Source organism: Staphylococcus sp. HMSC62B09 (genome assembly GCF_001839115.1).
GTDB classification, from domain to species: Bacteria; Bacillota; Bacilli; order Staphylococcales; family Staphylococcaceae; genus Staphylococcus; species Staphylococcus haemolyticus.
The window spans coordinates 42,036-54,986 of the sequence record NZ_KV840085.1; the positions used below are offsets into that span (position 1 = coordinate 42,036).

Annotated in this window: 9 protein-coding genes; all 9 read left to right on the plus strand. The window is 33.8% G+C overall.

Annotation, left to right across the window (positions count from 1 at the left end; all coding sequences use genetic code 11):
- Position 1: 1 nt before the first annotated feature.
- The 9 genes from rseP to rbfA all read left to right on the plus strand — a co-directional run bounded on the left by rseP (position 2) and on the right by rbfA (position 12,758).
- Positions 2–1,288: an RIP metalloprotease RseP gene (rseP, locus tag HMPREF3265_RS00795; RefSeq protein WP_070442319.1), complete on the plus strand. Its 1,287-nt coding sequence runs from the start codon at positions 2–4 to the stop codon at positions 1,286–1,288.
- An 18-nt stretch (positions 1,289–1,306) separates the two neighbouring features.
- Positions 1,307–3,007: a proline--tRNA ligase gene (locus HMPREF3265_RS00800; protein WP_070860843.1), complete on the plus strand. Its 1,701-nt coding sequence runs from the start codon at positions 1,307–1,309 to the stop codon at positions 3,005–3,007.
- A 259-nt stretch (positions 3,008–3,266) separates the two neighbouring features.
- Positions 3,267–7,583, plus strand: coding sequence for a PolC-type DNA polymerase III (locus HMPREF3265_RS00805; RefSeq protein ID WP_070860844.1), 4,317 nt, complete (start codon positions 3,267–3,269; stop codon positions 7,581–7,583).
- A gap of 169 nt (positions 7,584–7,752) precedes the next feature.
- Positions 7,753–8,220, plus strand: coding sequence for a ribosome maturation factor RimP (rimP, locus tag HMPREF3265_RS00810; protein ID WP_070442328.1), 468 nt, complete (start codon positions 7,753–7,755; stop codon positions 8,218–8,220).
- Between the two features lie 20 nt (positions 8,221–8,240).
- Positions 8,241–9,473 (plus strand): transcription termination factor NusA, encoded by a 1,233-nt coding sequence (gene nusA, locus HMPREF3265_RS00815; RefSeq protein ID WP_070442329.1) that lies wholly within the window; start codon positions 8,241–8,243, stop codon positions 9,471–9,473.
- 25 nt (positions 9,474–9,498) lie between these two features.
- Entirely contained in the window at positions 9,499–9,783 is a 285-nt protein-coding gene (gene rnpM, locus HMPREF3265_RS00820; protein WP_070442330.1) for an RNase P modulator RnpM, read from the plus strand.
- A complete protein-coding gene (locus HMPREF3265_RS00825) occupies positions 9,780–10,097 on the plus strand; it encodes a YlxQ family RNA-binding protein (RefSeq protein WP_037537314.1) in 318 nt (105 codons plus the stop codon). Before rnpM ends, HMPREF3265_RS00825 begins: the two co-directional genes overlap by 4 nt.
- Positions 10,098–10,101: 4 nt before the next feature.
- Positions 10,102–12,246 (plus strand): translation initiation factor IF-2, encoded by a 2,145-nt coding sequence (gene infB / locus HMPREF3265_RS00830; RefSeq protein WP_070860845.1) that lies wholly within the window; start codon positions 10,102–10,104, stop codon positions 12,244–12,246.
- A gap of 161 nt (positions 12,247–12,407) precedes the next feature.
- A complete protein-coding gene (rbfA, locus tag HMPREF3265_RS00835) occupies positions 12,408–12,758 on the plus strand; it encodes a 30S ribosome-binding factor RbfA (protein WP_037551622.1) in 351 nt (116 codons plus the stop codon).
- Positions 12,759–12,951: the final 193 nt, after the last annotated feature.

Sequence of the window (12,951 nt, forward strand, 5' to 3'; positions counted from 1 at the left end):
TGTGAGCTATTTAATCACTATTGTCTCATTTATGATCGTGTTCGGTGTACTTGTTACGGTACATGAATATGGTCACATGTTCTTTGCGAAGCGTGCTGGAATAATGTGTCCTGAATTCGCGATAGGTATGGGACCAAAAATATTTAGTTTCCGTAAGAACGAAACTTTGTATACCATCCGTTTATTACCTGTAGGTGGTTATGTAAGAATGGCTGGAGACGGTTTAGAAGAACCACCAGTTGAACCAGGTATGAATGTTAAAGTAAAACTTAATGATAAAGATGAGATTACGCATATAATTTTAGATGATCAGCATAAATTTCAAAAGATAGAAGCAATTGAAGTTAAACAATGTGACTTCAAGGATGATTTGTACATTGAAGGTATTACTTCATATGATAATGAGCGACATCATTTTAATATTGCTGAAAAAGCATATTTTGTTGAGAATGGTAGTTTAATTCAAATCGCTCCACGACATCGACAATTTGCACATAAGAAACCTTTACCCAAATTTTTAACGTTATTTGCAGGACCATTATTTAACTTTATATTAGCCTTAATATTATTTATCGCATTAGCTTATTTCCAAGGAACACCTACTACCTCAGTGGGACAATTAGCTGATAACTATCCAGCTCAACAAGCAGGATTAAAATCTGGAGATAAAATCGTTCAAGTAGGTCAATATAAAACTAAGAGTTTTGATGACATTCAGTCTGCAGCAAATAAAATTAAAGATAATAAAACAATGATAAAATTTGAAAGAGATAATCAAACAAAGACAGTGGATATAACTCCTAAAAAGCAAGTTATTAAGCAAACTAAATTAAATTCTGAGACGACGTACATTTTAGGTTTCCAACCTCAGAAAGAACATACTTTAATAAAACCAATTGCGCTAGGGTTTGATCAGTTTGTTAGTGCCAGTACATTAATCTTTAAAGCTGTAGGAACAATGATTGCAAGTATATTCACAGGTCAATTCTCATTTGATATGTTAAATGGTCCAGTGGGTATTTATCATAATGTTGACTCTGTAGTTAAACAGGGTATCATTGCATTAACATACTACACTGCACTATTAAGTGTTAACTTAGGTATAATGAACCTATTACCAATTCCAGCACTTGATGGTGGTCGAATTTTATTTGTTATCTATGAAGCAATTTTCAGAAGACCAGTTAATAAAAAAGCAGAGACAATTATAATAGCTGCTGGTGCTATTTTTGTCTTAATTATAATGGTTCTAGTAACTTGGAACGATATACAACGTTATTTCTTGTAGAATAAGGAGGATTAAGTGATGAAACAATCGAAAGTTTTCATACCAACTAGGAGAGATGTCCCTGCTGAAGCAGAAGCATTGAGTCACCAATTATTATTAAAAGCAGGATTAATCAAACAAAGTACAAGTGGTATTTATAGCTATTTACCATTAGCCTCTCGTGTGTTAAATAATATTTCTAAAATCATACGTGAAGAAATGGAAAGCATTGATGCCGTTGAAATTTTAATGCCTGCACTTCAACAAGCAGAACTTTGGGAAGAATCAGGTCGTTGGGGGGCATACGGTCCAGAGTTAATGCGCTTAAAAGATCGTAATGGACGTGAATTTGCTTTAGGTCCTACACATGAGGAAGTAGTGACTTCTATCGTTAGAGATGAACTTAAATCATATAAACAATTACCTTTAACGTTATTCCAAATACAATCTAAATTTCGAGATGAGAAACGTCCACGCTTTGGTTTGTTAAGAGGTAGAGAGTTTATTATGAAAGATGCGTATTCATTCCATGCTGATGAAGCATCGTTAGATGAAACATATCAAGATATGTACAATGCTTACGATCGTATATTCAAACGTGTTGGCATCAATGCTCGACCAGTGGTTGCAGACTCAGGTGCAATTGGCGGTAACCACACACACGAATTCATGGCCTTAAGTGAAATTGGTGAAGATACTATCGTTTATAGTAAGCAAAGTGATTATGCAGCTAATATTGAAAAAGCGGAAGTCGTTTATCATCCAAATGAAAAGCATTCAGAAGTAGCAGAACTAGAGAAGATTGAAACACCTAATGTTAAAACTGCTCAAGAATTAGCTGATTTTTTAAACCGTCCGGTTGATGAAATTGTTAAATCAATGATATTTAAAATTGATGGAGAATTCATTATGTTCTTAATACGTGGTCATCATGAATTAAATGATGTCAAAGTAAAAGCATTCTTTGAAACAGATAACGTTGAAATGGCCACTCAAGATGAGATTGTTAATTTATTAGGTGCTAATCCTGGTTCACTGGGACCAGTTCATGATAAAGATATTAGAATTTTTGCAGATAATTATGTCAAAGATTTAAATAATTTAGTCGTTGGTGCTAATGAGAATGGATTCCACTATATTAACGCTAATTTAGACCGAGATTTCAAGGTTGATGAGTTTGGAGATTTCCGTTTTATCTTAGAAGGAGAACCATTAAGCGATGGCTCTGGCGAAGCGAAATTTGCTGAAGGCATTGAAGTAGGTCAAGTATTTAAGTTAGGAACTAAATACTCAGAAGCAATGAACGCAACATTCTTAGATAACCAAGGTAAAGCTAAGCCATTAATCATGGGGTGCTATGGAATAGGCGTTTCAAGAACGCTAAGTGCCATTGTTGAACAAAATAATGATGCAAATGGTATTATTTGGCCTAAATCAGTTACACCATTTGATTTACATCTAATTACTATTAATCCTAAAAAGGATGAACAACTAGAATTAGGTGATCAATTGTATAAAGAATTACAACAACAATATGATGTACTTTATGATGATCGTAAAGATCGAGCTGGCGTTAAATTTAATGATGCAGATTTAATCGGTCTTCCAATAAGAATTGTAGTTGGTAAAAATGCTAGTGAGGGTATCGTTGAAGTTAAAGTACGTCAAACTGGTGAAAGCGAAGATGTTCATATTAACGATTTAAACACTTATATCGCTACACTTTATAGTAATTTATAATTTGCTTAGACTAAGTTGAATTTGATGAATGTACTTGATTTCATTTGTTCAACAAGGATATTCAATGCATAATGCTAAATGAGGTTAAGACAATTTCATATTTGTCTAAACCTCTTTTTTTACTAAAAATTTTAAAACGAAACATATGAAAAGCACATGGCAAAGTAGTATAATGGATATCAAGTTTGCAGTTAGATCATAACACGTTACGTATACATATAATTGAGAAATTAGTTAGATATAAGGGTGGTTATCTGTCATGGCAATGACGAATCAAGAAAAATTCAAAGTACTCGCTGACCAGATTAAAGTTTCCAATCAACTAGATCAAAAAATCATTGAAAAAGGTGAATTAACGCGAGTAGATGTGTCAAATAAAAATAGAACGTGGGAATTTCAAATTACATTGCCATATTTTCTATCACATGAAGATTATTTAATATTCACTAATGCGATTACTGAAGAATTTAAAGAAATTGCCAAAGTTGATTGGCATTTTACAATTCAAGATACAAGTAATCAAGATGAGCATGCTATCAAATATTTTGGTCATTGTATAGAACATACTGCACTTTCACCTAAAGTAAAAGGTCAACTTAAACAGAAGCGTTTAATTATGTCTGGTAATGTGTTGAAAGTAATGACCTCTAATGACATCGAAAGAAATCACTTTGACAAAGTATGTAATGGTAGCTTAGTAAAGGCTTTTCGTAAATGTGGTTTTGATATTGATAAAGTTGTTTTTGAAACGGACGACTCAAGTTCTTATGATGATTTAGCTTCATTAGAAGCACATATTCAAGAAGAAGATGAAAAAAGTGCTCGTGAAGCTACTGAAAAAATTGAAAAAATCAAAGCAGAAAAAGCGAAACAACAAGATAACAATGAAAGTAATGTTGATAAGTGTCAAATTGGTAAACCGATACAAATTGATAATATAAAACCAATTGAATCAATCGTTGAAGAAGAGTTCAAAGTAGCGATTGAAGGGGTTATATTTGATATTAACCTAAAAGAATTAAAGAGTGGTCGTCATATTGTTGAGTTAAAAGTCACAGACTACACAGATTCTCTTGTACTTAAGATGTTTACAAGAAAAAATAAAGATGATTTAGATCACTTTAAGGCACTAAGTGTAGGTAAATGGGTACGCGCTCAAGGACGTATTGAAGAAGACACGTTTGTAAGAGATTTAGTAATGATGATGACTGATATAGAAGAAATCAAAAAGACACCTAAGCAAGATAAAGCAGAAGAAAAGCGTGTAGAGTTTCATTTACATACATCAATGAGTCAAATGGATGGTATTCCTAATATAAGTGCATATATTAATCAAGCTGCAAAATGGGGACATAAAGCGATAGCAGTTACAGATCATAATGTCGTTCAAGCCTTTCCTGATGCTCATGGTGCCGCTGAAAAAAATGGTATTAAAATGATTTATGGTATGGAAGGTATGCTCGTAGATGACGGAGTACCTATTGCTTACAAACCAACAGATCGAGATCTTAAAGAAGCAACTTATGTTGTATTTGACGTTGAAACAACTGGACTTTCAAACCAATACGATCAAATTATAGAATTGGCCGCCGTTAAAGTTAAAGACGGGGAAATTATTGATAAATTTGAACGATTCAGTAATCCACACGAAAAATTATCAGAAACAATCATTAATTTAACTCACATTACTGATGATATGTTGACTGATGCACCTGAGATTGAGGAAGTATTGACTGAATTTAAAGAATGGGTAGGAGATGCTATATTTGTAGCACATAATGCATCATTTGATATGGGGTTTATTGACACTGGATATGAAAGGCTTGGCTTTGGGCCATCAACGAATGGTGTCATAGATACTTTAGAACTATCACGTACGATTAATACTGAATATGGTAAACACGGATTAAACTTTTTAGCGAAAAAGTATGGTGTAGAATTAACTCAACACCATAGAGCCATTTATGATACTGAGGCTACAGCGTATATCTTCATTAAGATGGTTCAGCAAATGAAAGAGTTAGGAGTTACAAATCATAAAGACATTAATCAAAAACTGTCTAATGAGGATGCATATAAACGTGCACGTCCGACACATGTGACATTAATTGTTCAAACACAAGAAGGCTTAAAGAACTTATTTAAAATTGTAAGTGCCTCATTAGTTAAATATTATTATCGAACTCCTAGAATTCCACGTTCATTATTAAATGAATATCGTGAAGGCATACTAGTTGGAACAGCTTGTGATGAAGGTGAATTATTCACTGCTGTAATGCAGAGAGACCAATCGGAAGTTGAAAAAATCGCTAAATATTATGATTTTATTGAAGTACAACCACCTAAACTGTATCAAGATCTTATTGATAGAGAACTCATAAGAGATACTGAAACACTTTATGAAATTTATGAACGTATATTAAAAGCAGGAGAAAGTACAGGTATTCCAGTAATAGCGACAGGAAATGCGCATTATTTGTATGAACATGACGCGATTGCTCGTAAAATCTTAATCGCATCTCAACCTGGTAATCCTTTGAATCGCTCAACTCTACCAGAAGCGCATTTTAGAACGACAGATGAGATGTTAGATGAGTTTCACTTTTTAGGTGAAGAAAAGGCACATGAAATAGTTGTTAAAAACACAAATGAATTAGCAGACCGAATTGAAAAAGTTATTCCAATTAAAGATCAATTGTTTACGCCACGTATGGATGGAGCAAATGAAGAAATTCGTGAACTAAGCTACACAAATGCCAAAAAATTATACGGTGAAGATTTACCACAAATCGTAATCGATCGTCTTGAAAAAGAACTAGCAAGTATCATCGGAAATGGATTCTCGGTTATCTATTTAATTTCACAACGTCTTGTTAAAAAATCTCTAGATGATGGATATTTAGTAGGTTCGCGTGGTTCGGTTGGATCTAGTTTTGTGGCAACAATGACTGAAATAACTGAAGTTAATCCCTTGCCACCTCATTACATTTGTCCTAACTGTAAAACGAGTGAATTCTTTGATGATGGGTCTGTAGGTTCTGGGTTTGACTTACCTGATAAACAATGTAGCACTTGTGGTGCTGAACTTATTAAAGAAGGGCAAGACATACCATTTGAAACATTCTTAGGATTTAAAGGAGATAAAGTTCCTGATATTGACTTGAACTTTAGTGGTGAGTACCAACCAAACGCTCATAACTATACTAAAGTGCTTTTCGGGGAAGACAAGGTGTTCCGTGCAGGAACAATAGGTACAGTTGCCGAAAAAACGGCGTTTGGATATGTCAAAGGCTACTTAAATGACCAAGGTATTCATAAACGTGGTGCGGAAATCGATCGTCTGGTTAAAGGATGTACAGGTGTAAAACGTACAACAGGACAACATCCAGGTGGGATTATAGTAGTTCCTGATTACATGGATATTTATGATTTCACCCCGATACAATTTCCTGCAGATGATCAAAGCGCTTCTTGGATGACAACGCATTTCGACTTCCACTCCATCCATGATAATGTTTTAAAACTTGATATATTAGGACATGATGATCCTACAATGATTCGTATGTTACAAGATTTATCTGGTATAGATCCTAAGACCATTCCAGTAGATGATAAAGAGACAATGCAAATCTTTAGTAGTCCTGAGTCATTAGGTGTAACTGAAGAGGAGATACTTTGTAAGACTGGAACGTTCGGTGTACCTGAATTTGGTACAGGATTTGTTCGACAAATGTTAGAAGATACGAAACCAACAACTTTTTCAGAACTTGTACAAATATCAGGATTATCTCATGGTACTGATGTTTGGTTAGGTAATGCACAAGAATTAATTCGTTCAGGTATTTGTGATTTATCAAGCGTTATAGGTTGTCGTGATGATATCATGGTTTATTTAATGTATGCAGGATTAGAACCCTCAATGGCCTTCAAAACAATGGAGTCAGTGCGTAAAGGTAAAGGTTTAACTGAAGAAATGATAGATGCTATGAAAGAGAATGATGTACCAGATTGGTATTTAGATTCTTGTCTGAAAATTAAGTACATGTTCCCTAAAGCCCACGCGGCTGCATATGTATTAATGGCAGTGAGAATTGCATATTTCAAAGTACATCATCCGCTTTATTATTATGCATCTTATTTCACAATTCGTGCATCAGACTTTGATTTGATTACTATGATTAAAGACAAAGAAAGCATAAAGAATACAGTCAAAGATATGTATTCAAGATACATGGACCTCGGTAAAAAAGAAAAAGACGTTCTTACTGTCTTAGAAATTATGAATGAAATGGCTCATCGCGGATTCCGTATGCAACCAATTAGTCTAGAGAAAAGTCAGGCATTTGACTTTATTATTGAAGGAGATACCTTAATTCCTCCATTTATTTCTGTACCTGGACTTGGAGAGAATGTTGCTAAACGTATTGTTGAAGCGCGAGAAGATGGACCATTCCTATCTAAAGAAGATTTAAATAAAAAGGCTGGATTATCTCAAAAAATAATTGAGTATCTTGATGATTTAGGTTCTTTACCTAATCTTCCAGATAAGGCACAATTGTCTATTTTTGATATGTAATTTTATATTCCAAGCTCAAAAGTATTTTATTAGTCTCTGTGATGCAAGAGATAGACATTTGTTTAAGGAATTAAAGTGTGATATACTTAATGTGCGTAAAAAATTAGACTCAGGCAGAAAGAGTGGGCATATACCCGCTCTTTTCTATTTGCCGAAAAAGGAGGCCTGTATGAGTAAAATCACTGAAGAAGTAGAAACAATCATAACTCCTATTTTAGACGAATTGAATTTTGAATTAGTTGAAGTTGAATACACTAAAGAGGGGAAAGATCATTTCTTAAGAATCTCTATTGATAAAGAGGGCGGTGTCGATTTAAATGATTGCACACTTGCATCTGAAAAAATCAGCGAGGCAATGGATGAGAATGATCCAATTCCAGATATGTACTACTTAGACGTAGCATCACCAGGTGCGGAACGTCCAATTAAAAAAGAAAAAGATTATCACAATGCAATTGATAAACCAGTATTTGTATCATTATATGTGCCAATTGAAGGCGATAAAGAGTGGCTTGGAATTTTAAAAGCTGTTGATGAAGACACAATCACGATGGAAGTTAAAGAAAAAGCTAAAACAAAACAAATTGAAATACCAAGAAATAAAATTGCAAAAGCACGTCACGCTGTAATGATTTAACGTGATGAGGAGGAATAATTGTGGCAAGTAATGAACTTTTATTAGCAACTGAATATTTAGAAAAAGAAAAGAAAATCCCTAGAGAAGTATTAATTGATGCAATTGAAGCAGCTTTAATAACTGCATATAAAAAGAACTATGATAGTGCTAGAAACGTACGTGTAGAATTAAATATGGATGAAGGTACTTTTAAAGTTATAGCACGTAAAGAAGTTGTAGAAGAAGTATTTGATGACAGAGACGAAGTAGATTTAAGTACAGCATTAGTTAAAAATCCAGCATATGAAGTTGGTGATATTTACGAAGAAGATGTTACACCAAAAGATTTTGGTCGTGTTGGTGCACAAGCTGCTAAACAAGCAGTAATGCAAAGACTAAGAGATGCTGAAAGAGAAATTCTGTATACTGAATTTATTGATAAAGAAGATGATATTTTAACAGGTGTTATCGATAGAGTTGACCATCGTTACGTTTATGTTAACTTAGGTAGAATTGAAGCGGTCTTATCTGAAGCTGAAAGAAGTCCTAACGAAAAATATATTCCTAACGAACGTATTAAAGTCTATGTTAATAAAGTGGAACAGACAACTAAGGGACCACAAATTTACGTTTCTAGAAGTCATCCAGGCTTGTTAAAACGTTTATTTGAGCAAGAAGTTCCTGAAATTTATGATGGAACTGTTATTGTGAAATCAGTAGCACGTGAAGCTGGTGATCGTTCTAAGATTAGTGTTTATTCTGATAATCCAGACATCGATGCGGTAGGCGCATGTGTTGGTGCAAAAGGTGCTCGAGTTGAAGCTGTAGTTGAAGAACTTGGTGGAGAAAAAATCGACATTGTTCAATGGAATGAAGATCCTAAAGTATTTGTACGTAATGCTTTAAGTCCATCACAAGTATTGGAAGTTATCGTTGACGAAGACAATCAATCTACTGTTGTTGTAGTTCCTGACTATCAATTGTCACTAGCTATTGGTAAGAGAGGTCAAAATGCACGATTAGCTGCAAAATTGACTGGATGGAAAATTGATATTAAATCAGAAACTGATGCTCGTGAAGCGGGAATTTATCCTGTGATTGAATCTGAAGAATTAGCTGAAGACATCGTTTTATCAGAATCAGATGATGAAGATATCGAAATTGAAGATGTTAATCTAGAGGAATCAAATTTAACTACTGCAGAATTAGCGGCAGATATCGATGAACCTTCTGAAAATATCGAAGAAGCAGACAGTGAAGAAAAAGACGTATAAGCAGATAATTGGGGTGAGTAATTAAGTGAAGAAGAAAAAGATTCCAATGCGTAAATGTATTATTACAAATGAAATGCGTCCCAAAAAAGATATGATTCGCGTTGTTATTAACAAAGAAGGCGACATTTTTGCTGATGGTACTGGCAAACAACAAGGTAGAGGCGCTTATGTTTCAAAAGATGTTGAAAGTGTAGAAGCAGCCCAAGAAAAAGGCGTACTTGAAAGATATTTTAATGCAGATTCTGAGAAGCTAGACCCTGTTTATAAAGAAATTATACGTTTGATTTATAGAGAAGAGATTCCTAAATGAGCAAAGAACAAATTTTAAACTTTTTAGGTTTAGCAATGAGAGCCCGTAAAGTAAAGTCTGGCGAGTCTGTATTGCTTACTGAAATCAAGAAAAATAATATAAAGCTTGTTATCATGGCATCTGATGCCTCAGAAAACACTTTAAAGAATATAAAAAATAAATGTGAAACATATCATGTTCCATTTAGAATCTTTAGTACAAGAGCAGAATTAGGACAATCTTTAGGCAAGTCGGAACGTGTGAACATTGGAGTAATAGACTCTGGGTTTGCGACTAAGCTTACGTCGATGATAGATGAATATTGTAAGGAGTGATTATATGAGTAAAAAAAGAATTTACGAATATGCGAAAGAATTAAATGTTAAAAGTAAAGAGATTATAGATGAGTTAAAAAATATGAATGTAGAAGTATCAAACCATATGCAAGCGTTAGAGGACGATCAAATTAAAACGCTTGATAAAAAGTTTAGACCACAAGAAAGTAACAAGAATACAAAACAAAACACTCAAAATAATCACCAAAAACAAGAAAACAATACTAAAAATAATAACAAACAGAACAACAAAGGTAACGCGAATCAAAAAGGCAATAGTAACAACAAAAATAATGCCAAAAACAACAAAGGTAACAAAAATAATAAGAACAATAAAAGTAATAAAAACAATAAAGGTAACAAAAATAATAAACCAGCAGCAGAACCAAAAGAAATGCCATCTAAAATCACATATGAAGAAGGCATTACAGTTGGCGAGTTAGCGGATAAATTAAATATTGAATCATCAGAAATTATTAAAAAATTATTCTTATTAGGCATCGTTGCTAATATTAACCAAGCACTTGATGAAGAAACACTAGAATTGATTGCGGATGATTATGGTGTTGAAATTGAAAAAGAAGTCGTTGTAAATGAAGAAGATTTATCAATTTACTTTGATGAAGAAGAAGTTGATCCATATGCAATTGAACGACCAGCCGTAGTTACAATTATGGGACATGTTGACCATGGTAAAACAACATTACTTGATTCAATTCGTCATACTAAAGTTACAGCTGGAGAAGCAGGCGGTATCACGCAACATATTGGTGCTTATCAAATTGAAAATGCTGGTAAAAAAATTACATTCCTTGATACACCTGGACACGCAGCATTTACTACAATGCGTGCACGTGGTGCTCAAGTAACGGACATCACAATTTTAGTTGTTGCAGCTGATGATGGTGTTATGCCACAAACAATTGAGGCAATTAACCATGCTAAAGAGGCTAACGTTCCTACGATAGTAGCTGTAAATAAAATTGATAAACCTACTGCAAACCCAGACCGTGTTATGCAAGAATTAACAGAGTACGGTTTGATCCCTGAAGACTGGGGCGGTGAAACAATTTTCGTTCCACTTTCAGCATTAAGTGGTGAAGGTATTGATGATTTATTAGAAATGATTGGCTTAGTAGCTGAAGTCCAAGAATTAAAAGCTAATCCTGATAAACAAGCTGTAGGTACTGTGATTGAAGCGGAGTTAGATAAATCACGTGGTCCAGCTGCTTCACTATTAGTTCAAAACGGAACATTAAATGTCGGTGACTCAATAGTTGTAGGTAACACATATGGACGAATTAGAGCGATGGTTAATGATTTAGGTCAAAGAATTAAATCAGCAGGTCCTTCTACACCTGTAGAAATTACAGGTATCAATGATGTGCCATTAGCAGGTGATCGCTTTGTTATCTTTAAAGACGAAAAACAAGCACGTCGCATTGGTGAAGCGCGTCATGAAGCAAGCGTTATCCAACAACGTCAAGAAAGTAAAAATGTCTCATTAGACAACTTATTTGAACAAATGAAGCAAGGTGAAATGAAAGATCTTAACGTGATTATCAAAGGTGACGTTCAAGGTTCTGTTGAAGCACTTGCAGCTTCTCTTATGAAAATTGATGTAGAAGGCGTTAATGTACGTATTATTCACACTGCTGTTGGTGCTATTAATGAATCAGATGTTACATTAGCTAATGCGTCAAATGGTATTATTATTGGTTTCAATGTGCGTCCAGACGCAGGTGCTAAACGTGCTGCAGAAGCTGAAAACGTTGATATGAGACTTCATCGCGTTATTTATAATGTTATTGAAGAAATTGAATCAGCTATGAAAGGTTTACTTGATCCTGAATTCGAAGAACAAGTTATCGGACAAGCTGAAGTACGTCAAACATTCAAAGTGTCTAAAGTTGGCACAATTGCTGGTAGTTATGTTACTGAAGGTAAGATTACTCGTAAGGCAGGTGTTCGTATTATTAGAGACGGAATTGTTCTATTCGAAGGTGAATTAGATACATTGAAACGTTTCAAAGACGATGCCAAAGAAGTTGCTCAAGGTTATGAATGTGGTATTACAATTGAAAAATTCAATGATATTAAAGAAGGCGACATTATCGAAGCATTTGAAATGGTTGAAATCGAAAGATAAGACTTAACAATATATGTTTAGGTGGACGTGGAGAAACCGTCCACCTTTTTAAATGATGAACATTACAATATATTGTTTCTTTAAGATAATGCGTTTAAATCTAACTTAAATAGTGAATAAAATAACAAAGAAGAGTAACATCAAATATTGAGGTGACATAAATGAGTAACATGAGAGCAGAACGCGTAGGCGAACAAATGAAGAAAGAAATAATGGATATCGTTAATAATAAAGTTAAAGATCCTAGAGTAGGGTTTATCACAATTACTGACGTTGACTTAACAAATGACTTATCTCAAGCAAAAGTTTACCTTACAGTCTTAGGTAGCGAGAAAGAAGTTAATGATACGTTTAAAGCTTTAGACAAAGCGAAAGGATTTATTAAATCTGAATTAGGTTCAAGAATGAGATTGCGTATCGTTCCAGAATTATTCTTTGAATATGATGAATCAATTGAGTATGGTAATAAAATCGAGAAAATGATTCAAGATTTGCATAAGCAAGATAGATAATTATTTATTATCTTAATTACAGCAAATTTACTAAATAGTTAAGGGGTAGGACATTGAAATTAGTATAATTTCAGTTCTACTCTTTTTTAAATTAAAGTAATTAAAAATTTACCAATTTAGCTATATGATATACGAATTAGTGTTATTACTTTTATATTAAATAACACAAGTTAAGTCAGATAAGTTATGATAC

Coding starts and splice junctions, on each gene's coding strand:
- rimP (WP_070442328.1), top strand. CDS start 7,753: ATGAGTAAAATCACTGAAGAAGTAGAAACAATCATAACTCCTATTTTA.
- HMPREF3265_RS00805 (WP_070860844.1), top strand. CDS start 3,267: ATGGCAATGACGAATCAAGAAAAATTCAAAGTACTCGCTGACCAGATT.
- HMPREF3265_RS00800 (WP_070860843.1), top strand. CDS start 1,307: ATGAAACAATCGAAAGTTTTCATACCAACTAGGAGAGATGTCCCTGCT.
- infB (WP_070860845.1), top strand. CDS start 10,102: ATGAGTAAAAAAAGAATTTACGAATATGCGAAAGAATTAAATGTTAAA.
- HMPREF3265_RS00825 (WP_037537314.1), top strand. CDS start 9,780: ATGAGCAAAGAACAAATTTTAAACTTTTTAGGTTTAGCAATGAGAGCC.
- rbfA (WP_037551622.1), top strand. CDS start 12,408: ATGAGTAACATGAGAGCAGAACGCGTAGGCGAACAAATGAAGAAAGAA.